This window comes from Kitasatospora sp. NPDC048239 (genome assembly GCF_043202015.1).
Taxonomy (GTDB): Bacteria; Actinomycetota; Actinomycetes; order Streptomycetales; family Streptomycetaceae; genus Kitasatospora.
The window spans coordinates 580,473-601,144 of sequence record NZ_JBICZP010000001.1 but is presented as its reverse complement, the minus strand read 5'-3'; the positions used below and the strand labels follow the sequence as shown (position 1 = coordinate 601,144).

The following is a 20,672-nucleotide window of genomic DNA, read 5'->3' as shown; positions in this document are numbered from 1 at the left end:
CCACCGCCGCCCGACGAAGGAACACCGTGCTCACCTTGGACTTCTCGGCCCAGGACGTGGCCGCCACCCGGTTCGCGAGCTCACGCGTCATGGAGGTGGTGACGAGCGTTCAGGTCCTGAAGGATCCCGGCGCCAAGGCCGTCCACCTGCCCTGGGTGCGCCAGGCCCGGGAGCGGCTGGCGGCCGCCGGCGTCCGCTACGAGCTGCTGTCGCAGCTGGTGCCGATGCCGGCCTGGCACCTGCCGCACTTCCTGATCGCGACCCCGGCGGCGACGGCGCCCGGCATCGAGGCCGAGCTGGCGGTGCTGGCGGCCACCCGGCCGGAGACCGTCCGGGCCGACCTGGTGGGGGTGGCGCTGCCGCTGCCGCCCCTGGTGGCCGCCCTGCACGAGGACCCGGCGGCCGGCCTGGAGCGGCTGACCGGCGAGATCCGGGCGTACTGGACCGCGGCCGTGGAGCCGTACTGGGGCCGGATCGTGCGGCTGGTCGAGGGCGAGATCCTCTACCGGGCGCGCCGGATGGCGGCGGGCGGTCCGGCGGCGCTGTTCGACGGGCTCCACCCGAAGCTGCGGTGGGAGGACGGCCGGATGACGGTGGCGCAGCGGCGCTACGAGATCGAGCGGCGGCTGGAGGGCGGGCGCGGCCTGGTGCTGGTGCCGTCGGTGTTCGTCTGGCCGGGCCTGGTCTGGCACGCCGAGACGGAGGGGCAACCCGGTCTGATCTATCCGCCGCGCGGGGTCGCCACCCTCTGGGAGGCCTCCGGCGCCACCGCCCCCGACGGCCTGGCCAGGGTCATCGGCCGCACCCGGGCCCGGCTGCTCGCCGAGCTGGACGCCCCGGCCTCCACCACCGAACTGGCCGCCCGCACCGGGCTGTCCGCGGCGAACGTCTCACACCACCTGACCGCCCTGCGCGAGGCAGGGCTGACGGACCGCCACCGCACCGGCCGTACCGTCCTGTACCTGCGCACCGAGGCCGCCGAGCTCCTGCTGGGCGGCTGACCCCGGGAACGCAAAGGCGGCGCCTGCCCTCTACTGGTCGGGGAGAGGGCAGACGCCGCGGGGACCGCATTGGCCCGGCGACACTGGCGGGAAGCGGTTCGTGCAGCCCGGCGATGCGGCGCCGGGCGGCCTAAGGGGCCGTTCAGACCACCAGCGGGCGGTCCGTGGGCCGGATCGGGGCGGGCAGCGCGGTCTTGCCGCCCAGGTACACGTCCACCGCGGCGGCGGCCGAGCGGCCCTCCGCGATGGCCCAGACGATCAGCGACTGGCCGCGGCCGGCGTCACCGCAGACGTACACGCCGTCCACGTTGGTGGCGAACCTGCCGTCCCGCGCCACGTTGCCGCGGGCGTCCAGGTCGACGCCGAGCTGCTCGACGAGGCCGTTCTTCACGTCGGTGCCGGTGAAGCCCATGGCCAGGGTGACCAGCTGCGCCGGGATGGCGCGCTCGGTGCCGGGGACGGGCTCGAAGCGGCCGTCCTTGAACTCCACCTCGACGAGGTGCAGCTCCTGGACGTTGCCGTCCTCGTCGCCGGTGAAGTGGGTGGTGTTGACCGCGTAGACGCGCTCGCCGCCCTCCTCGTGCGCCGAGGTGACCTTGTAGGTCATCGGCATGGTCGGCCAGGGCTGGTGGCCGGGGCGGTCGTCGCCCGGCCGCGGCATGATCTCCAGCTGGGTGACCGAGGCCGCGCCCTGGCGCAGCGCGGTGCCGAGGCAGTCCGCGCCGGTGTCGCCGCCGCCGATGACCACGACGTGCTTGCCCTTGGCGGAGATGGGGGGCTCCACGAAGTCGCCCTCCTGCACCTTGTTGGCCAGCGGCAGGTACTCCATGGCCTGGTGGATGCCCCTGAGCTCGCGCCCGGGCACCGGCAGGTCGCGGGCCGTGGTGGCGCCGGCGGCCACGACGACCGCGTCGAAGCGCTCGCGCAGCTGCTGCCCGGTGATGTCCTCGCCGACGTGGACGCCGGTACGGAAGCGGGTGCCCTCCGCGCGCATCTGCTCGATGCGGCGGTTGATGTGGCGCTTCTCCATCTTGAACTCGGGGATGCCGTAGCGCAGCAGGCCGCCGATGCGGTCGGCGCGCTCGTACACCACCACGGTGTGCCCGGCCCGGGTGAGCTGCTGGGCGACGGCCAGGCCGGCCGGGCCGGAGCCGACGACGGCGACGGTCTTGCCGGAGAGCCGCTCGGGGATCTGCGGCGTGACACCGCCCCGGTCCCAGGCCTTGTCGATGATGGTGACCTCGACGTTCTTGATGGTCACCGCGTCCTGGTTGATGCCCAGGACGCACGCGGACTCGCAGGGGGCCGGGCAGAGCCGCCCGGTGAACTCCGGGAAGTTGTTGGTCGCGTGCAGCCGCTCGATGGCGCCGGTGAAGTCCTCCCGGTAGGCCAGGTCGTTCCACTCGGGGATGAGGTTCCCGAGCGGGCAGCCGTTGTGGCAGAACGGGATGCCGCAGTCCATGCAGCGGCCGGCCTGCTTGGTGATGATCGGCAGGAGGCTGCGCTCGACGTAGACCTCGTTCCAGTCCCGCAGACGCACGTCCACGGGCCGGCGCTCGGCCAGCTGCTTGCCGGTGGTCAGGAAGCCCTTGGGGTCAGCCACGTGCCGCCTCCATCATCTTGCGAGTGGTCTCGGACTCGGAGAGTCCATCGCGCTCAGCGGCGTCCTTGGCGGCGAGCACAGCCTTGTAGTCGGTCGGCATGATCTTGGAGAAGCGGGAGACCCCGCTGCCCCAGTCGGCCAGGAGCTCGGCGGCGACGGTGGAGCCGGTCTCCTCGTAGTGCTGCTGCACGGTCTCGCGCAGCCATTCGCGGTCGGCGGCGGTCGGGGCCTCGATGCCCACCATGCCGTCGTTGACGTTCGCGGGGCGAAGGTCCAGCACGTAGGCGATACCGCCGGACATGCCCGCTGCCAGGTTACGCCCGGTCTCGCCGAGGACGACGACCCGGCCCCCGGTCATGTACTCCAGGCCGTGGTCGCCCACGCCCTCGACGACCAGGGTGGCACCGGAGTTGCGGACGCCGAAGCGCTCGCCGGCCTTGCCCCGCAGGTGGACGCGGCCGCTGGTGGCGCCGTAGCCGATGGTGTTGCCGGCGATGACGTGGTTCTGGGCGTCGGCGCCGATGGCGGCGGCGTCGCGCGCCGGGCGGACGATCACCACACCGCCGGACAGGCCCTTGCCGACGTAGTCGTTGGCGTCGCCCTCCAGCCGCAGCGTGATGCCCTTCGGGACGAAGGCGCCGAACGACTGGCCGGCGCTGCCGGTGAAGGTGACGTCGATGGTGCCCTCGGGCAGGCCCTCGCCGCGGTACCGCTTGGTCACCTCGTGGCCGAGCATGGTGCCGACCGTGCGGTTGACGTTGCGGATCGGCAGCTGGATGCGGACGGCGTCGCCGTTCTCCAGCGCGTCCTGGGCCAGGTCGATCAGCTGGTTGTCCAGGGCCTTGTCGAGCGCGTGGTCCTGCGTGGTGGTGCGGTGCAGGGCCGCGCCCTCGGGCAGCTCGGGGACGTGGAAGAGCGGGGCCAGGTCGAGGCCGGCGGCCTTCCAGTGGTCGATCGCGGCGGCCGCGTTGATGTGCTCGGCGTGGCCGACGGCCTCCTCGATGGTGCGGAAGCCCAGCTCGGCCAGGATCTCCCGGACCTCCTCCGCGATGAACTCGAAGAAGTTCACCACGAACTCGGGCTTGCCGGAGAAGCGCTCGCGCAGCACCGGGTTCTGGGTGGCGACGCCGACCGGGCAGGTGTCCAGGTGGCAGACGCGCATCATGATGCAGCCGGAGACCACCAGCGGGGCGGTGGCGAAGCCGAACTCCTCGGCGCCCAGCAGCGCGGCGATGACGACGTCGCGGCCGGTCTTCAGCTGGCCGTCGGTCTGCACCACGATGCGGTCGCGCAGGCCGTTGAGCAGCAGGGTCTGCTGGGTCTCGGCGAGGCCGAGCTCCCAGGGGCCGCCCGCGTGCTTGAGCGAGGTGAGCGGCGAGGCGCCGGTGCCGCCGTCGTGGCCGGAGACCAGCACCACGTCCGCGTGCGCCTTGGAGACGCCGGCCGCGACCGTGCCGACGCCGACCTCGGAGACCAGCTTCACGTGGATGCGGGCCGCCGGGTTGGCGTTCTTGAGGTCGTGGATCAGCTGGGCCAGATCCTCGATCGAGTAGATGTCGTGGTGCGGCGGCGGGGAGATCAGGCCGACGCCCGGGGTGGAGTGCCGGGTCTTGGCGACCCACGGGTAGACCTTGTGGCCGGGCAGCTGGCCGCCCTCGCCGGGCTTGGCGCCCTGGGCCATCTTGATCTGGATGTCGTCCGCGTTGACCAGGTACTCGGAGGTGACGCCGAAGCGGCCGGAGGCGACCTGCTTGATCGCGGAGCGGCGCTCCGGGTCGTACAGGCGGTCCGGGTCCTCGCCGCCCTCACCGGTGTTGGACTTGCCGCCGAGGCGGTTCATCGCGATGGCGAGGGTCTCGTGCGCCTCGCGCGAGATGGAGCCGTAGGACATGGCGCCGGTGGAGAAGCGCTTGACGATCTCGGAGACCGGCTCGACCTCGTCGACGGGGATCGGGGTGCGGCCGAGGCCGTCCAGCTGGAACAGGCCGCGCAGCGTCATCAGGCGCTGGGACTGCTCGTTCACCCGGTCCGTGTACTGCTTGAAGATGTCGTACCGGCGGTTGCGGGTGGAGTGCTGGAGCCGGAAGACGGTGTCCGGGTCGAACAGGTGCGGCTCGCCCTCGCGGCGCCACTGGTACTCGCCGCCGATGTCCAGCGCGCGGTGCGCGGCGGGGATGCCGGAGGCCGGGTACGCCTTGGCGTGGCGGGCGGCCACCTCCTTGGCGATCTCCGTCAGGCCGATGCCGCCGAGCTTGGTGGTGGTGCCCGCGAAGTAGGCGCCGACCAGCTCCTCGGAGAGGCCGATGGCCTCGAAGACCTGCGCGCCGCGGTAGGAGGCGACGGTGGAGATGCCCATCTTGGACATGACCTTCAGAACGCCCTTGCCGAGCGCCTTGATCAGGTTCTTGATGGCCTTCTCGGGCTCGATGCCGGTCAGGAAGGTGCCCTGGGCGACGAGGTCCTCGACGGACTCCATCGCCAGGTACGGGTTGACCGCGCCGGCGCCGTAGCCGACCAGCAGGGCCACGTGGTGGACCTCGCGGACGTCGCCGGCCTCGACCAGCAGCGACACCTGGGTGCGCTGCTTGGTGCGGATCAGGTGGTGGTGGATCGCGGAGGTGAGCAGCAGCGAGGGGATCGGGGCGTGCTCGGCGTCGGAGTGCCGGTCGGAGAGCACGACGATCCGGGCGCCGTCGGCGATCGCGGCGTCGGCCTCGGCGGCGATCGCGGCCAGCCGGGCGGCCAGGCCCTCGCCGCCGGTGGCGACCTTGTAGAGGCCGGACAGGGTCACGGCCTTGAGGCCGGGCTGGTCGCCGTCGGCGTTGATGTGGACGAGCTTGGCCAGCTCGTCGTTGTCGATCACCGGGAAGGTGATGCCGACCGAGCGGCAGGCGGCGGCCTCGGCGGCCAGCAGGTTGCCCTCGGGGCCGAGGTTGCTCAGCAGCGAGGTGACGAGCTCCTCGCGGATGGCGTCCAGCGGCGGGTTGGTGACCTGCGCGAAGAGCTGTACGAAGTAGTCGAACAGCAGGCGCGGCTTCTCGGAGAGCGCGGCGATCGGGCTGTCGGTGCCCATCGAGCCGAGCGCCTCACCGCCCGTCCCGGCCATCGGCGCGAGGATGACCCGCAGCTCCTCCTCGGTGTAGCCGAAGGTCTGCTGACGGCGCGTCACCGAGGCGTGGGTGTGCGCGATGTGCTCGCGCTCGGGCAGCTTGGCGAGCTGGATCTGACCGCCCGCGACCCACTCCCCGTAGGGGTGCTCGGAGGCCAGCGCGGACTTGATCTCCTCGTCCTCGACGATGCGGTGCTCCGCGGTGTCGATGAGGAACATCTTGCCGGGCTGCAGGCGGCCCTTCTTGGCGACCTTCTCCTGCTCGATGTCGAGCACGCCGACCTCGGAGGAGAGGACGACCAGGCCGTCCTCGGTGATCCAGTAGCGGGCCGGGCGCAGGCCGTTGCGGTCCAGCACGGCGCCGATCTGGGTGCCGTCGGTGAAGGTCACGCAGGCCGGGCCGTCCCAGGGCTCCATCAGGTTGGAGTGGTACTGGTAGAACGCGCGGCGGGCCGGCTCCATGGTGGCGTGGTTCTCCCACGCCTCCGGGATCATCATCAGCACCGAGTGCGGCAGCGAGCGGCCGCCGAGGTGGAGCAGCTCCAGGACCTCGTCGAAGGACGCCGAGTCGGAGTGGTCCGGGGTGCAGATCGGGAAGATCCGCTCCAGGCCCTGCCCGTTGCGGTTGGCGGGGATGAGGTCGGTGGCGAGCTGGGACTCCCGGGCGGTCATCCAGTTCCGGTTGCCCTTGACCGTGTTGATCTCGCCGTTGTGCGCGACGAAGCGGTACGGGTGGGCGAGCGGCCAGCTCGGGAAGGTGTTGGTGGAGAAGCGGGAGTGCACCAGGCCGAGCGCGGAGGCGTAGAGCCGGTCCGACAGGTCGGGGAAGAACGGCTCCAGCTGCCCGGTGGTGAGCATGCCCTTGTAGACGATGGTGCGCGCGGAGAGCGACGGGAGGTAGACACCGGCCTCGCGCTCGGAGCGCTTGCGGACGACGAAGGCGAGCCGGTCCAGCGCGATGCCCTCGACGCCGTCCTTGGCCAGGAACACCTGGCGGAAGCGCGGCATCACCGAGCGGGCGGTGGCGCCCAGCAGGTCCGGGCTGACCGGGACGTCGCGCCAGCCGAGGACGGTCAGGTCCTCCTCGGCGGCGATGGCCTCGATCCGCGCGACGGCGGCGGCGTCGGCCTCGTCCTCGTCGGGCAGGAAGGCGATGCCGACCGCGTAGGCGCCGGCGGCCGGGAGCTCGAAGGGGACCTTGGCCCGCAGGAAGGCGTCCGGGATCTGGGTCAGGATGCCCGCGCCGTCACCGGAGTCCGGCTCGGCGCCGGTGGCACCCCGGTGCTCCAGGTTGCGCAGCACGGTGAGCGCCTGCTCGACGATCTTGTGGTCGGCGATGCCGGTCAGCGTGGCGACGAAGCCGACGCCGCAGGCGTCGTGCTCGTTTCGCGGGTCGTACAGGCCCTGAGCAGCAGGTCGCGCATCCGGAACGAGCGCGTACGGCGGGCGCGCGGCGCCGGCCTGGGGCTCGTTGGCGGAGTGCATGGATGCAGACAGCATCGGCTCTCCCGTCGTCGTCTTGAGCAATGAGCTTGTGCAATAGGGACGACGTTGGCCCTCTGCGATTTCGTGCAGGTTACATGATGCCGGAGATCCCGGGAAGTGGAATCCTGCGTCCACATCGCGGACATGACCCCAGGTCAGGGGCTATTACCGACGAGTAATGCGAGCGACGGGAGACGGAAACTCGTCCGCACGCTCACTCAAGTGTGCCCGTGCCCCGGAGGGCCGAAACAGGGGCGAAATGCCTCGTCGACAAGATCGCCACAGGTCCGCCTGCGATTCGATCCCCCAAGGCCGGTCCGACCGGGGCAATCCTCGGACCGGCAGGCCTGCGACCGATGCTAGGAGAGCCGGACAGCCGGACCCATGTGTGGAACGTCACGCACAGTAGCGCATAATCATGCAGAAGTCCGTACCATCCCACGAAGGCCCCGGGCCTCCCACCTGCCCGGTCGGCCCACCGGCCCCGGCAGCCCCGCCGACCCCGCCCGGGTATGCGGCCGTCAGCCGACGTGGCCGCCGATCAGCCAGCCCAGCAGGTAGGTCACCCCGGCCGCCGCCCCGCCCAGCACCAGCTGCCGGAGCCCGCTGTACCACCAGCTGCGCGCCGTCACCCGGGCCACCACCGCACCGCAGGCGAACAGGCCGAGCATCGAGAGCACCAGCGCCGGCAGCAGCGAGGTCGCCCCCAGCAGGTACGGCAGCAGCGGGAGCAGCGCACCGACCGCGAAGCAGACGAAGGAGGAGCCGGCGGCGACCCACGGCGAGGGCAGGTCGTTGGGGTCGACGCCCAGCTCCTCCCGGGCGTGCACCTCAAGCGTCCGGTCCGGATCGGCGGACAGCTGCCGGGCCACCTCCTGCGCCAGCCCCGGCTCCACCCCGCGCGCCACGTACAGCTGCGCCAGTTCGGCCAGCTCGCCGTGCGGGTTGCGGCTGAGCTCCAGCCGCTCGGCCTCGATCTCGGCCTGCACCAGCTCGCGCTGCGAGGCCACCGAGGTGTACTCCCCCGCCGCCATCGAGCAGGCGCCGGCCGCCAGGCCCGCCAGTCCGGTCAGCACCACCGTGCCGCTGGAGACCGCGCCGCCGGTGACCCCGGTCATCAGCGCGAAGTTGGAGACCAGCCCGTCCATCGCACCGAACACGGCGGGCCGCAGCCAGCCGCCGTTCACATCACGGTGGTGCCCCGCGGCGGGAATGCGGGGGTGGTTCCCGGCCTCGGGTTCAAGGGTGGTCGCACTCACGGTTGTCGGGCCTCCGTCCGATCGTCTGAATGAATCGAACGTAGTCCGCGCGGCCTGGGCATTTCCAGCAAAGTAAGGCTGTCCGAACAGCATTCCGGCCGCCCTCCACGCAATGCGGAAGGGCGGCCGGAGGCGAGCGGACTCGCAGGTCAGGTGAGGTTCTTGGCGTTCTTGTCGGCCTGGTCCGCGGCCGTGTCGGCCGCGTCGGCGTCCGCCTTTTCGTCCACGGGCCGAGACGGCTCGGCGCTCTCGTCCGAGGCGCCCGGGGCACCTGCGGCACCCGGGGCGTCGGAGGCCGCCGGGACGTCCGAGGAGTCGGTCGCCATCGGGTCGATGCTGGCCGGATCCTCCCGCCCCGGGCGCTTCCTGCCCACGATCACCAGGTAGGCGACGGCCCCGAGGAAGACCAGGATCGCGACCCAGTCGTTGATCCGCAGGCCGAGGACGTGGTGGGCCTCGTCGATCCGCAGCCACTCGGTCCAGAACCGGCCCACCGTGTACGCGGCGACGTACAGCGCGAAGGCCCGGCCGTGGCCGAGGGTGAACCGGCGGTCCGCCCAGATCACCAGCAGCGCGACCCCGACGCACCAGAGCGACTCGTAGAGGAAGGTCGGGTGGTAGATCCCGGTGACCACCTCGCCGCTCGGCAGCGTCTTGTCGATCTCCAGGCCCCACGGCAGGGTGGTCTCCCGGCCGTACAGCTCCTGGTTGAACCAGTTGCCCCAGCGTCCGAGCGCCTGGGCGAGCGCGATGCCCGGCGCGATCGCGTCGGCGTAGGCGGGCAGCGGCACACCCCGGCGGCGGGCGCCGATCCAGGCGCCGACCGCGCCGAGCGCGATCGCGCCCCAGATCCCGAGGCCGCCCTCCCAGATCTTGAGGGCGTTCCAGGGGTTGCGGCCCGCACCGAAGTACAGCTGGTGGTCGGTGATCACGTGGTAGAGCCGGCCGCCGACCAGGCCGAACGGCACAGCCCAGACGGCGATGTCGCCGACCGTGTGCTTGCCACCGCCCCGGGCGACCCAGCGCTTGCTGCCGAGCCAGACGGCCACGACGACACCGAGGATGATGCAGAAGGCGTAGGCGCGCAGCGGGATCGGTCCGAGGTAGAGGACGCCCCGCGACGGGCTGGGAATGTAGGCGATATCCATGGCAGCTCCGACGCTACAGGGTCTTCGGCCCGCCCCGGGCACCCCGTGGGTCACAGATGCCGAACAACGGCCGGCGGGCCGGGCCTGGTGCGCGGCCCCGGCCGGGGTTTCACCCGTGGTTGCAGCCTGGATCGCAGGCGGGGTTGCGCCGCCCCCTCCGGACGGGGAGGGGGCGGCGGCGGCCGACCGGGGGCTGGGCCTAGCCGGCGTTCGGCGAGGGGTTGTTGCTCTCCGAGGCGGTGCTGGTCGGCGCCGGGGTCTGGCCGTTCGAGCCGGGGGTGCCGAGCTGCTTGCCCTGGTTGGCCGCGTCCACCCACTTCACCAGGTTCGCCGGGCTGATCTCCTCGCTGCCGTTCTTCGGGTAGATCGGCTGGCCGTTGAGCAGCACCGTCGGTGTCGACTTGTAGCTGGACTTGTCGAAGTCCTGCTGGACCGCGGACACCCACCCGCCGAACTTGTTGTCGTTGACGCAGGCCTCGAAGGCGGGTGTGTCCAGGCCGTTGACCTGCTTGGCGAGGCTGATCAGCGTCGCCTTGTCGCCGAAGGCGTCGTTGGTCTCGTCCGGCTGGTTGCGGTAGATCACGTCGTGGTAGTCGCGGAAGTGCCCGGCGTCCTGCGCACAGGCCAGCGCGTTGGCCCCGTACTTGGAGCCCTTGCCCGGGACGGCCCGGTCGATGAACGACACGATGTGGTAGTTGGAGTAGATCTTGCCCGCGTCCTCCAACTGGTCGATGGTCGGTGCGAAGTCACGCTCGAAGGTGCCGCAGGCGGGGCAGCGCGGGTCCTCGTAGACGGTGAGGACGGACGGGGCGTTCGCGGCACCGACCGGGATGACCAGGTTCTTGTCGCCGATCGCGCCGGCCGGGGCCGCGGTCGGGGTCTCCGGCTTGGAGCGCTGGTTCTGCACCACCACGCCGGTGACCACGGCGGCGGCGATCACCGCCAGCACCACCCCGCCGACCACCAGCTTCTTCTTGCGCCGGGCGCCGGCCTCGTCGGCCGCCCGCTCCGCCAGCATCCGCTCGCGGGCGGTGCGCTTGCCTTCTCGGTTCTTCTCGCTCATTGCCTTGGACATCCAGGTCGGGGGTGGGGGCAGGGTCGGGGGTGGGGGTGCGGCCGGTCGGGCCGGCCGGGCCCGGTCCGGTCGGCTAGCTCGCCAGCCAGCCGTCCACCGAGAGCCTGGTGCGGGGCCGCCAGAGCAGCCAGCCGGCCAGCAGCAGGAACCCGGTGTCGCGCAGGATCTCCTGCAGGTACTCGGTCTGCGAGGCGTCCACCGCCCCGCCGCCGCCGAAGCAGCCGCAGTCGATCGAGATGCCGCGCGCCCAGGCGGAGGCGATCCCGGCGATGAAGGCGAGCAGCAGCAGCGCGGAGACCGCGGCCACCAGCCGGACGCCGAGCCCGATCACCAGCAGCAGCGCGAGCGCCAGCTCCAGGAAGGGCAGCGCGTAGCCGACCGGCTTGACCAGCGACTCGGGCAGGATCTCGTAGGCGCGCACCGCCTGGGCGGCCTCGGCCGGGTCGGCGATCTTGGCCAGACCGGCCCAGCCCCAGACCACGGCGAGGCCGAGCCGGGCGGCCGTACCGATCCACTCCGTCCACGCCGGCCACGGCGCCCGCGCGGTGCCACCGCGCCGCGCCGGGCCGGGCCGCGCCGGGTCACCGGGCTGCACTGGGTCACCGGGCTGCGCTGCCGGGCCGGCCATCGGGAAACCCCCCTCGGGAAACACGTTCACTTCCTGATGAACCGTAAGGGATGAAGGGCGGTTCCTCCATATTCAGGAATTAAGCCGTATGGGTGACACCTGATGACGATGTGTCCGAATACGTTCCCACCGCGTTCTAGCGCCCGTTCGGGACGCATCCCGGCGGCCGCCCCGGGTCGTACAGGTCCTGCCGGCCCTCGTGCTCCGAGCGGGTGGCCCGGACCGCCGCGTCCACCCGGGCCGCCTCGGCGCAGACGTACGCGTCCCGCTCGGCCCGCTCCGCACCCCGCCTGGCCAGCGCGTGCCCGACCGCGGTGTCCGCCCCGACGGCGGCGCACAGGGCGAGGACGGCCGCGGCCGCCCGCAGCAGGACGGCTCGCTGGAGACACGGCACCGGCAGACCCCTTCGCTCGCTTCGCGCCCGCCTCTGGCCCCGGGCTCGTCGTTCGTGCACTCGTCCCTCCACTCAACGCCGGTCAACCCCGGCTGATGCGTGTCCCCGCCAGTGTTCACCCGTTCGGGGTGGCCGGGCCGCCTCCGGGAACGGCCGACGGCCCGCCGCCCCCGGTACTGCGGGGCGACGGGCCGTCGGACGGAGCGTGGTGGAACGCGGTCGAGCAGGGCGGACTACCGGCGGCGGACTCCCGCGGCCAGCTCGCCGGCCAGGCCGCGGACGGCGTCCAGCGCGGCCTGCTCGTCCCCGTCGGCGTCCAGGATCCGCTGGACGAAGGCCGAGCCGACGATCACACCGTCCGCGAAGCCGGCCACCTCGGCGGCCTGCACCGCCGTCGAGACGCCGAGGCCGACGCAGACCGGCAGGTCGGTGGTGGCCCTGGTCCGGGCGACCAGGTCCTCGGCGAGGTTGCCGACCCGGGCCCTGGTGCCGGTCACGCCCATCACGGCGGCCGCGTACACGAAGCCGCTGCCCGCCGCGGTGACCTCGGCGAGGCGCTTGTCCCGGCTGCTCGGGGCGACCACGAACACGGTGTCCAGCCCGTGCTCGTCCGCCGCCTTGCGCCACTCCTCGGACTCCTCCACCGGCAGGTCCGGCAGGATGCAGCCCGCCCCGCCCGCCGCGGCCAGGTCCGCGGCGAAGCGCGCGGTGCCGTAGCGGTCGACCGGGTTCCAGTACGTCATGACCAGGACCGCCGCCTCGGGGTGCGCGGCGGCCACCTCCTGGACGGTGCGCAGCACGTCCTTGATCCGCACGCCGCCGCGCAGCGCGATGTCGTCGGCGGTCTGGATGGTCGGGCCGTCCAGCACCGGGTCGGAGTGCGGCAGGCCCACCTCGACGATGTCGCAGCCGCCCTCGATCAGCGCGTTGACCGCGCGCACGCCGCCGTCCACGCTCGGGAAGCCGGCCGGCAGGTAGCCGATCAGCGCGGCGCGGTTCTCCGCCTTGGCGGCGGCCAGGATGCCGCTGAGCTTCGAAGCCATGGTCACTTACCCCCGTCAGCGGCGCCGTTGGCAGCCTCGTCGTACAGGCCGAAGTACTCGGCCGCGGTGTGCATGTCCTTGTCGCCGCGCCCGGAGAGCGAGACCAGGATGGTGGCCTCGGGCCCGAGCTCGCGGCCCAGCTCCAGGGCGCCGGCCAGCGCGTGGGCGCTCTCGATGGCCGGGATGATGCCCTCGGTGCGGGACAGCAGCCGCAGCGCCTGCATGGCGGCGTCGTCGGTGACCGGGCGGTACTCGGCCCGGCCGGTGTCCTTCAGCCAGGCGTGCTCCGGGCCGACGCCCGGGTAGTCCAGGCCGGCCGAGATCGAGTGCGACTCGATGGTCTGGCCGTCCTCGTCCTGCAGGACGTAGGTCCGCGAGCCGTGCAGCACACCCGGGTCGCCCTTGGTGAGGGTGGCGGCGTGCTTCGGGGTCTCGGCGCCCTCGCCGGCCGCCTCGCAGCCGATCAGGCGCACCCCGGCGTCCGGGATGAACTCGTGGAAGATGCCCATCGCGTTGGAGCCGCCGCCCACGCAGGCGACGACGGCGTCCGGCAGCCGCCCGGTCCGGTCCAGCACCTGCCGGCGGGCCTCGACGCCGATCACCCGGTGGAAGTCGCGGACCATCATCGGGAAGGGGTGCGGGCCGGCCACGGTGCCGAACAGGTAGTGGGTGGAGTCCACGTTGGCGACCCAGTCGCGGAACGCCTCGTTGATGGCGTCCTTGAGCGTGCGGCTGCCGGACGTCACCGAGACCACCTCGGCGCCGAGCATCCGCATCCGGGCGACGTTCAGCGCCTGCCGCTGGGTGTCGACCTCGCCCATGTAGATGGTGCAGTCGAAGCCGAACAGCGCGCAGGCGGTGGCGGTGGCCACGCCGTGCTGGCCGGCGCCGGTCTCGGCGATGATCCGGGTCTTGCCCATCCGCCTGGTGAGCAGGGCCTGGCCCAGCACGTTGTTGATCTTGTGCGAGCCGGTGTGGTTGAGGTCCTCGCGCTTGAGCAGGACGCGCGCGCCCCCCGCCTCGGCGGAGAAGCGGTGGACGTCGGTCAGCGGGCTGGGACGGCCGGTGTAGTCCTTGAGCAGCCCGTCCAGCTCGGCGGCGAACGCCGGGTCGGCCTTGGCCTTCTCGTACTCGTCGGCGACCTGTTCGACGGCGGCGACCAGCGCCTCCGGAATGAAGCGGCCCCCGTAGGCACCGAAGTAGCCGCGGGCGTCCGGCACCTCGGCGCCGGGCAGGTAGTCCTTCTCGGACATGGTGGAGTCCTTCTGGAAGATGACGACAGTGACGTCGGAACGGCTGGCTCAGCCGTGCGACCTGCGCCATCGACGGCCGGGCACCTGTCCGGGCTCGCAACCGATCACGTAGCGCACCCGCCTGCCCAGCACCCGGCGTGCGGGCGCGCGGCAGCCGCGCGGGCGGCAGCCGGGGGCGAGACGGGAGGCTAGTTTCATGGCGGCGGGGTCAGTCCTTGTGCCGCAGCGCGGGGTGCGCGCCGGCCGCGACCAGGTCGGCGACGGCCGCCCGCGGGTCCTTGCCGGTCACCAGGGACTCGCCGACCAGCACCGCGTCGGCGCCGAGGTTGGCGTAGGAGATCACGTCCAGCGGGCCGCGCACACCGGACTCGGCGACCTTGACGACGTGGTCCGGGATGGCGTGGACGACGTTGCCGAAGGTGTTGCGGTCCACCTCGAGGGTCTTGAGGTTGCGGGCGTTGACGCCGATGATGCGCGCCCCGGCGTCGACCGCGCGGGCGATCTCCTCCTCGTCGTGCACCTCCACCAGCGGCGTGAGGCCGATCGACTCGGCGCGCTCGATCAGCGACACCAGGGCCGGCTGGTCGAGGGCGGCGACGATCAGCAGCGCGAGGTCGGCGCCGTGGGCGCGGGCCTCCCACAGCTGGTAGGCGGTGACGATGAAGTCCTTGCGCAGCACCGGGGTGTCCACCGCGGCGCGGACGCTGTCCAGGTCCGCGAGGGAGCCGCCGAAGCGGCGCTGCTCGGTCAGGACGCTGATCGCGGCGGCGCCGCCGAGCGCGTAGTCGCGGGCCAGCGCGGCCGGATCGGCGATCGCGGCCAGCGCGCCCTTGGACGGGCTGGAGCGCTTGACCTCGCAGATCACCCGGACACCGTCGCCGCGCAGGGCCGCCACGCCGTCCTTGGCGTCGGGGGCCTTGGCGGCGATCTCCTTGAGCTCGTCCAGGGAGACCTTGGCCTGGCGCTCGGCGAGGTCCTCGAGGACCCCTTCGACAATCGTTTCGAGCACAGTCATACGCCCACCTCGCTCCGCTCGGCAGGCGCTGCGCGCAACACGCACCTGACACTTGTTCGCTCGCTCACGCGGGCGCCCCCATCATTTCTGCCGGCTCGGCCGGCCAGGGGCCGGGCGGCCAAACGGCCAGCCGGCCCTTCGATGGTATCGGCACCGGGGAGCGCGGGGCGCATCCACCCGGCGTGCGTCTCGCGGACCGGACGCCCCCCGAGGCGGCTCCCAGCTGCGGTTTCACACCTTTTACACCGGCTGTCGGACTCATACCAGCGGTGGCGCCAGCCCCGCCCCGACGGGCAGGTTGCGCACGACCGTGAACACCAGCACCAGCAGCGCGATCAGCGCCCAGCGCCGCGCCCCCGGCGCGATCCGCGGCGCCGGGCCGCCGACCGACACGGCCCACAGCCAGCGCAGCCAGAGCACCGCCAGCACCGCGAACAGCAGCACGGCGGACGCGTTGTCGTGCAGGGCGCCGGAGAGGTCCCCGTGGGCGAGCGCGTGGACGCAGCGCAGGCCGCCGCAGCCGGGGCACCACCAGCCGGTGGCCGCCAGGAAGGGGCAGTCGGGGTAGTGGCCGGGGGCGTTGGGGTCCACCGCGGCGATGTACACGGCGGGGACGGCCACGGCGGCCAGGGCGGCCAGCGGCGGGCCCAGCCTGCGCAGCACGGGCGGCCGGGTGGAGGCGGTGGGAGCGGCGTTCACGCCCATGATTGTGCCCGCCCGGCGCAAGCGGGGGGCAGAACGAAACGGCGGGCGTGGCGCCCGCCGTTCGGCCGTACGAGGGGTCGCGCGTCAGGCGGTGACGGCGGCGGCCGCCGCAGCACGGTCCTCAAGGGTCTCCACGTGCGGGCTGGGCTGCTTGCCCATCCCGGCCATCGACATGGCCTTGCCGACCACGCCGCCGAGCACGACGACCGCCAGGCCGGCCCAGACGATCAGCACCGACGGGAGGATCATCGCCACGCCCGAGATCGCGAAGCCGACGAACGCGATGGTCACGCCGGTCCAGGCGGCGGGGTTGTGGCCGTGTGCTGCTGCCGACATCTGCGGTGCTCCTTGGTTCTCCGGGGCCCGGCCGGGCCCGCGGGCCCCTGGCGGGTTGACGTGTTCCATTGTGCCGGGCCACACGGCGCTCCCCCAAAGGGGGTGCTCGTCTATCGGGTCACACCCGTGCAGGCCCGCCCGCGGCGCTCAGCCCGCGGTCGGGTCCTCGCCCCGGTCCAGCGCCTTCCACAGGTCGGCCGGGCTCTCGGCGGCCTTTGCGGGCGCCTTGCGGGTCGGCGCGTCGTAGCGGCTGCCCATGGTCGGCCAGCCCCGGCCGTACCGGACGGTCAGCAGCCCGGCCAGCGCCAGCAGCAGCCCGCCGAGCAGCGCCAGCCAGGGCCAGGCGGTGTGGCTGATCCCGGTGGCCCGGGCGCCGGACAGCGCCAGCTTGCGGGCCGCCTCGGCGTGCAGTGCCGTGCTGTCGCCCGCCCCGGCCGCCGCCGTGGCGGCCACCCCGAGGCCGGACAGCAGCGTGAGCACACCGACCGCGATCCGTCCGGCGCCGCGCACCGCGAACACCGCGACCGCCGCCGCCAGCGCCACCAGGGCCAGCCCGCCGGGCAGTTCGGAGATCCGGCTGCCGGTGGCGGACACCTCCAGCGTCCCGGCGGCCGATCCGGCGACCCGGCCCTCGGCCCAGACCCGGCCGACGGCGGTCAGCACCAGGACGGCGCCGAGCGCGGTCAGCAGCAGCATCACGCCGAGCATCCGCCGCCCGACCGCGGCGGGGGCGGGGGCGGTAGCTGCGGGGGCGGCTTCGGCACGGGGCTGGGTAGGAACGCTCACCCGTCCACTATCCACGACCCTGCGCGCCGCCCCTACCTCGGGTCCGCCGGGAACCCGTCGGTGGACAGCACCAGGGTCCGGTCCGCCAGCGGCAGGAACAGGTCGTTGCCGAAGGGCACCCGCTCCGCCTCCCGGTAGTTCCCGGTGCGCTGCGGGGCGCTGTGCACCGTGCAGACCGCCTCGGCCGGGTCCACCACGACGTAGAGCGGGATCCCGCACTGGGCGTACGTCCGGACCTTCCCGAGGTGGTCCTCGTCCCGGCCCGAGGGCGAGGCCACCTCGATCACCGCTTCGAGGTCGTGCCACTCGAACCGGTGACGGGCGTTGCGCTCCGCCCCCGGGGCGACGACCGCCAGGTCGGGGGCGTAGCCGAAGCGCGGCGAGGGGAAGTCGATCATGACGTCCGACAGCACCCGGCCGTGTCCCGCGAGCTGCGCCCTGATCTGCGGCGCCGCGCTGAGGACGACCTCCCACCGGCTCTCCCCGTGGGGCGTCATGATGATCTTCCCGTCCGTGATCTCCACCCGGTAGCCGCGCGGAGGGTTGACACCTTCGAGCGCGTCCCAGGCGCTCTCCGTGCTCGCCGACGTCATCCCGGCCGCCTTCCCTCAGCGGTTCAACGCGCCCGTCGTCCTCACGATAGCGGCGTGCGCAGCGTGTTCGCGGTGGCCACGGCCCGCAGGACGGCGGCGGCCTTGTTGCGGCACTCGGTGTCCTCGCCGTGCGGGTCGGAGTCGGCGACCACGCCCGCGCCGGCCTGGACGTAGGCGGTGCCGTCCCGCAGCACCGCGGTGCGGATGGCGATCGCGGTGTCGGAGTCCCCGGCGAAGTCCAGGTAGCCGACGCAGCCGCCGTACAGGCCCCGGCGGGTGGGCTCCAACTCCTCGATGATGCGCATCGCGCGCGGCTTCGGCGCGCCGGAGAGGGTGCCGGCCGGGAAGCAGGCGGTGAGCACGTCGAAGGCCGTCCGCCCGGGGGCGACCCGGCCGGTGACGGTGGAGACGATGTGCATGACGTGGCTGTACCGCTCGATGTGCATGAAGTCGACCACCTCCACGCTGCCGGGCTCGCAGACCCGGCCGAGGTCGTTGCGGCCGAGGTCGACCAGCATCAGGTGCTCGGCCCGCTCCTTGGGGTCGGCCAGCAGCTCGGCGGCGAGCCCGGCGTCCTCCTGCGGGGTGGCGCCGCGGTGCCGGGTGCCGGCGATCGGGTGCAGCATCGCCTCGCCGTCGGTGACCTTGACCAGCGCCTCCGGGCTGGAGCCGACCACGTCGAAGCCGCCCGCCGCGCCGCCGTCCGGGCCGGGGAACCGGAACAGGTACATGTACGGGCTGGGGTTGGTGGTGCGCAGCACCCGGTAGACGTCCAGTGCGGAGGCCGGGCAGGGCGCCTCGAAGCGCTGCGAGGGCACCACCTGGAAGGCCTCGCCGGCCCGGATCCGCTCCTTGATCTCCTCGACGGCGGCCCGGTAGGGCGCCCCGCCGAACGGCGAGTGGACGTCGCCGGCGCCGGCCGGGGTGAAGGTCGCCAGGCCCGGGTCGACCGGCTTCAGCAGGTCGGCCTCCATCGCGTCCAGCCGGGCCACCGCGTCCGCGTAGGCCTCGTCGGCGCCGCTGGCCAGGTCGTTGTGGTTGACGGCGTTGGCGATCAGCAGCACCGTGCCGTCCACGTGGTCGAGCACGGCGAGGTCGGTGGCGAGCAGCATGGTCAGCTCGGGCAGCCGCAGGTCGTCCGGGTTGAGGTCGGGCAGCTTCTCCAGCCGGCGGACGACGTCGTAGCCGAGGTAGCCGACCAGGCCCCCGGTGAGCGGCGGCAGGCCGTCGTCGGCGCGGCGCGGGGTGTGCAGGGCGTCCAGGGCGGCGCGCAGCACCTGCAGCGGGTCGCCGGAGGTGGGGATGCCGACCGGCGGGGCGCCGAGCCAGCGGGCGTTGCCGTCCTGGTCCGCGGTGAGGGTGGCGGCGCTGCGCACGCCCACGAAGGAGTACCGGGACCAGCTGCGGCCCTGTTCGGCGGACTCCAGCAGGAAGGTGCCGGGGCGCTCGCCCGCGAGGCTGCGGTAGAGGCCGATCGGGGTGAGGCCGTCCGCGAGGAGCCTGCGGGTGACCGGGATGACCCGGGTGTCGACGGCGAGCTTGCGGAAGGCTTCGAGGTCCATGAAGAGCGGCACCTTCTGGTCGTGGCGGGGTGTGGGGGTCAGGCGAGCGGGAGCACGTCGGCGTCGAAGCAGGTGCGGTCGCCGGTGTGGCAGGCGGCGCCGGTCTGGTCGACCCGGACCAGCAGGGTGTCGCCGTCGCAGTCCAGGGCGACGGACTTGACCTGCTGGACGTGGCCCGAGGTGTCGCCCTTGACCCAGTACTCGCGCCGGCTGCGGCTCCAGTAGGTGCAGCGGCCGGTGGTCAGGGTGCGGTGCAGGGCCTCGTCGTCCATCCAGCCGAGCATCAGCACCTCGCCGGTGTCGTACTGCTGTGCGACGGCCGGGAGCAGGCCCTCCTCGGTGCGCTTGAGGCGGGCGGCGATCTCGGGGGCCAGGGCGGTGCTGCCGGGGGCGGCGGGTGTGGTGGACATGGCCCCATTGTGTCAGTCCGGTCCGGCCCGCCGGGCGCGTCCGAGGCCGGTCCGATCGGCCGGACCGGCGGGACGGGCCCTACGGGCGCTCGCAGCCCGCCGGCCAGATCCGGTGGACGTAGAGCCCGGCCTGCTGGGCGAGCCCGGCGACCCGGGCGGGCTCGCCGTCCGGGGTGCCGTCCCAGACCGCGATCACCTCGTCGACCATGCCGACCAGGGCGCGCCCGGTGTCGTCGCCGAGGCCGCCGTGCTCGACGGCGGCGAGCCGGTGGACGGCGTTGGCCTCGTTCATCAGCCGCAGCCTCGCCCCCCGGTGGTGGTCGTCGGCGCGGCCGACGACGGACGCCCCGGCGGGGACGAGCACCTCCAGCTTGCCGCCGTGCTCCAGCACGGACCGGGCGAACCAGCTCTCCGGGCCCTCGTCGATGCAGCTGACGCCGACCAGCTCGTACGGGCCGAAGGTGGTGACCAGCCGCCAGAGCTCCCCGCGGACCAGCATCTCGGTGATGCCACCCGACAGGCCCCGGTGACCGGTGATTCCGACGCGCATCCGCATACTCCTGGGATCGTGTCGTGCCACGGGGAGCCTATCCGACCAGTGCGACAGGTCCGCTCGTACGAGTTGTGCCAACCGCCTGCCGAGACGGCCCCGGTTGGGCCATCCTCGTGCCCATGAGCACCGAGCAGCCGCCCGAAGCCGCCTCCCGTCCCTCCCGCGGGCTGGTCATCGCCGTCGCGGCGGTCCTCGCCGTGCTGCTGGCCGTGGTCGCCACCGTGCTGCTCTGGCCGGAGGACCGGCCGGTCGCGCTGCCTCCGCCGCAGCCCTCCCCCACCGCGACCACCCCGAGTCCGACGCCGACGCCGAGCCCCACGCCGACGCCGACCCCGACCAGGGTGGTTCCGTACCCGTTCCTCCCGCTCGGCGCCTGCTTCGACCACCCGCAGCTCAGCAAGGGGATCACCAGGCCGGAGGCCCGGCCCTGCGAGGGCGAGCACGACGGCGAGTCGATCGCGGCCCTGCTGCTGCCGGACGGCCTGACCGCCGAGAGCCAGATCACCAAGGCCATGCGGGACGCCTGCAAGGAGCCGCTGGCCGCCGCCGAGGCCCGCCAGGGCGGCGGCGGCCCCTACTACGGCTTCCCCTTCGGCCCGGCGATGACGGTCTACCAGCAGGGCTGGCGGGACTTCAGCTGCACGATGACGGCGAGCAACCGCCAGGGCGGCACCAGGCTCACCGGCCACCTGCGCTGAGCCCCCGTCAGCCCCC

General features: G+C 73.1%; 20 protein-coding genes. 2 read left to right on the top strand and 18 right to left on the bottom strand.

The window, feature by feature from the left end:
- The first annotated feature begins 26 nt into the window (after positions 1 to 26).
- Positions 27 to 1,001, top strand: a complete 975-nt coding sequence (locus ACGFZP_RS02645; protein WP_392927807.1) for an ArsR/SmtB family transcription factor — start codon at positions 27 to 29, stop codon at positions 999 to 1,001.
- Positions 1,002 to 1,143: 142 nt separating this feature from the next.
- On the opposite strand, the gene ACGFZP_RS02640 is transcribed toward ACGFZP_RS02645, so the two are convergent.
- The 18 genes from ACGFZP_RS02640 to ACGFZP_RS02555 form a co-directional block, all read right to left on the bottom strand.
- Positions 1,144 to 2,604, bottom strand: a complete 1,461-nt coding sequence (locus ACGFZP_RS02640) for a glutamate synthase subunit beta (RefSeq protein WP_392927805.1) — start codon at positions 2,602 to 2,604, stop codon at positions 1,144 to 1,146.
- Positions 2,597 to 7,198 (bottom strand): glutamate synthase large subunit, encoded by a 4,602-nt coding sequence (gene gltB / locus ACGFZP_RS02635; RefSeq protein WP_392928315.1) that lies wholly within the window; start codon positions 7,196 to 7,198, stop codon positions 2,597 to 2,599. The genes ACGFZP_RS02640 and gltB overlap by 8 nt, the downstream gene beginning before the upstream one ends.
- 521 nt (positions 7,199 to 7,719) lie before the next feature.
- A complete protein-coding gene (locus ACGFZP_RS02630) occupies positions 7,720 to 8,412 on the bottom strand; it encodes a VIT1/CCC1 transporter family protein (RefSeq protein ID WP_392928313.1) in 693 nt (230 codons plus the stop codon).
- 194 nt (positions 8,413 to 8,606) lie between these two features.
- Positions 8,607 to 9,605, bottom strand: a complete 999-nt coding sequence (gene lgt, locus ACGFZP_RS02625) for a prolipoprotein diacylglyceryl transferase (RefSeq protein WP_392927804.1) — start codon at positions 9,603 to 9,605, stop codon at positions 8,607 to 8,609.
- Between the two features lie 199 nt (positions 9,606 to 9,804).
- The gene (locus tag ACGFZP_RS02620) at positions 9,805 to 10,668 is read right to left on the bottom strand and encodes a thioredoxin domain-containing protein (RefSeq protein ID WP_392927802.1); all 864 of its coding nucleotides are present in this window, start codon (positions 10,666 to 10,668) and stop codon (positions 9,805 to 9,807) included.
- A gap of 85 nt (positions 10,669 to 10,753) precedes the next feature.
- Entirely contained in the window at positions 10,754 to 11,275 is a 522-nt protein-coding gene (locus ACGFZP_RS02615) for a MauE/DoxX family redox-associated membrane protein (protein WP_392927800.1), read from the bottom strand.
- Between the two features lie 169 nt (positions 11,276 to 11,444).
- On the bottom strand, positions 11,445 to 11,702 hold the full coding sequence (locus tag ACGFZP_RS02610; protein ID WP_392927798.1) for a hypothetical protein: 258 nt from the start codon (positions 11,700 to 11,702) through the stop codon (positions 11,445 to 11,447).
- A gap of 233 nt (positions 11,703 to 11,935) precedes the next feature.
- The gene (gene trpA, locus ACGFZP_RS02605; RefSeq protein WP_392927796.1) at positions 11,936 to 12,745 is read right to left on the bottom strand and encodes a tryptophan synthase subunit alpha; all 810 of its coding nucleotides are present in this window, start codon (positions 12,743 to 12,745) and stop codon (positions 11,936 to 11,938) included.
- A gap of 2 nt (positions 12,746 to 12,747) precedes the next feature.
- Positions 12,748 to 13,998 (bottom strand): tryptophan synthase subunit beta, encoded by a 1,251-nt coding sequence (gene trpB / locus ACGFZP_RS02600; RefSeq protein WP_392927794.1) that lies wholly within the window; start codon positions 13,996 to 13,998, stop codon positions 12,748 to 12,750.
- Positions 13,999 to 14,046: 48 nt separating this feature from the next.
- Entirely contained in the window at positions 14,047 to 14,196 is a 150-nt protein-coding gene (trpM, locus tag ACGFZP_RS02595) for a tryptophan biosynthesis modulator TrpM (RefSeq protein ID WP_392927793.1), read from the bottom strand.
- Between the two features lie 10 nt (positions 14,197 to 14,206).
- Complete coding sequence (trpC, locus tag ACGFZP_RS02590; protein ID WP_392927791.1) at positions 14,207 to 15,013, bottom strand: indole-3-glycerol phosphate synthase TrpC; 807 nt, start codon at positions 15,011 to 15,013, stop codon at positions 14,207 to 14,209.
- A gap of 258 nt (positions 15,014 to 15,271) precedes the next feature.
- Positions 15,272 to 15,718, bottom strand: coding sequence for a DUF2752 domain-containing protein (locus ACGFZP_RS02585; protein WP_392927789.1), 447 nt, complete (start codon positions 15,716 to 15,718; stop codon positions 15,272 to 15,274).
- Positions 15,719 to 15,802: 84 nt separating this feature from the next.
- Positions 15,803 to 16,054: an HGxxPAAW family protein gene (locus ACGFZP_RS02580; protein ID WP_392927788.1), complete on the bottom strand. Its 252-nt coding sequence runs from the start codon at positions 16,052 to 16,054 to the stop codon at positions 15,803 to 15,805.
- A gap of 147 nt (positions 16,055 to 16,201) precedes the next feature.
- Positions 16,202 to 16,840 (bottom strand): TIGR02234 family membrane protein, encoded by a 639-nt coding sequence (locus tag ACGFZP_RS02575; RefSeq protein ID WP_392927787.1) that lies wholly within the window; start codon positions 16,838 to 16,840, stop codon positions 16,202 to 16,204.
- A 32-nt stretch (positions 16,841 to 16,872) separates the two neighbouring features.
- Complete coding sequence (locus ACGFZP_RS02570) at positions 16,873 to 17,433, bottom strand: Uma2 family endonuclease (RefSeq protein WP_392927785.1); 561 nt, start codon at positions 17,431 to 17,433, stop codon at positions 16,873 to 16,875.
- Positions 17,434 to 17,474: 41 nt separating this feature from the next.
- A complete protein-coding gene (locus ACGFZP_RS02565; RefSeq protein ID WP_392927783.1) occupies positions 17,475 to 18,995 on the bottom strand; it encodes an anthranilate synthase component I in 1,521 nt (506 codons plus the stop codon).
- A 38-nt stretch (positions 18,996 to 19,033) separates the two neighbouring features.
- Positions 19,034 to 19,405: a phosphoribosyl-AMP cyclohydrolase gene (gene hisI, locus ACGFZP_RS02560; protein WP_392927781.1), complete on the bottom strand. Its 372-nt coding sequence runs from the start codon at positions 19,403 to 19,405 to the stop codon at positions 19,034 to 19,036.
- A 79-nt stretch (positions 19,406 to 19,484) separates the two neighbouring features.
- On the bottom strand, positions 19,485 to 19,955 hold the full coding sequence (locus tag ACGFZP_RS02555; protein WP_392927778.1) for a hypothetical protein: 471 nt from the start codon (positions 19,953 to 19,955) through the stop codon (positions 19,485 to 19,487).
- Between the two features lie 122 nt (positions 19,956 to 20,077).
- Between ACGFZP_RS02555 and ACGFZP_RS02550 the strand changes: the two genes are divergently transcribed.
- Positions 20,078 to 20,656: a hypothetical protein gene (locus ACGFZP_RS02550; protein ID WP_392927776.1), complete on the top strand. Its 579-nt coding sequence runs from the start codon at positions 20,078 to 20,080 to the stop codon at positions 20,654 to 20,656.
- Positions 20,657 to 20,672 lie beyond the last annotated feature (16 nt).

Excerpts from the sequence above, each read along its gene's own strand:
- ACGFZP_RS02555 (WP_392927778.1), bottom strand. The coding sequence starts at position 19,955 with ATGCGCGTCGGAATCACCGGTCACCGGGGCCTGTCGGGTGGCATCACC.
- lgt (WP_392927804.1), bottom strand. The coding sequence starts at position 9,605 with ATGGATATCGCCTACATTCCCAGCCCGTCGCGGGGCGTCCTCTACCTC.
- trpB (WP_392927794.1), bottom strand. The coding sequence starts at position 13,998 with ATGTCCGAGAAGGACTACCTGCCCGGCGCCGAGGTGCCGGACGCCCGC.
- ACGFZP_RS02620 (WP_392927802.1), bottom strand. The coding sequence starts at position 10,668 with ATGAGCGAGAAGAACCGAGAAGGCAAGCGCACCGCCCGCGAGCGGATG.
- hisI (WP_392927781.1), bottom strand. The coding sequence starts at position 19,405 with ATGTCCACCACACCCGCCGCCCCCGGCAGCACCGCCCTGGCCCCCGAG.
- ACGFZP_RS02580 (WP_392927788.1), bottom strand. The coding sequence starts at position 16,054 with ATGTCGGCAGCAGCACACGGCCACAACCCCGCCGCCTGGACCGGCGTG.
- ACGFZP_RS02550 (WP_392927776.1), top strand. The coding sequence starts at position 20,078 with ATGAGCACCGAGCAGCCGCCCGAAGCCGCCTCCCGTCCCTCCCGCGGG.
- ACGFZP_RS02585 (WP_392927789.1), bottom strand. The coding sequence starts at position 15,718 with ATGGGCGTGAACGCCGCTCCCACCGCCTCCACCCGGCCGCCCGTGCTG.
- trpC (WP_392927791.1), bottom strand. The coding sequence starts at position 15,013 with ATGACTGTGCTCGAAACGATTGTCGAAGGGGTCCTCGAGGACCTCGCC.
- ACGFZP_RS02565 (WP_392927783.1), bottom strand. The coding sequence starts at position 18,995 with ATGGACCTCGAAGCCTTCCGCAAGCTCGCCGTCGACACCCGGGTCATC.
- ACGFZP_RS02570 (WP_392927785.1), bottom strand. The coding sequence starts at position 17,433 with ATGACGTCGGCGAGCACGGAGAGCGCCTGGGACGCGCTCGAAGGTGTC.
- trpM (WP_392927793.1), bottom strand. The coding sequence starts at position 14,196 with ATGAAACTAGCCTCCCGTCTCGCCCCCGGCTGCCGCCCGCGCGGCTGC.
- gltB (WP_392928315.1), bottom strand. The coding sequence starts at position 7,198 with ATGCACTCCGCCAACGAGCCCCAGGCCGGCGCCGCGCGCCCGCCGTAC.
- trpA (WP_392927796.1), bottom strand. The coding sequence starts at position 12,745 with ATGGCTTCGAAGCTCAGCGGCATCCTGGCCGCCGCCAAGGCGGAGAAC.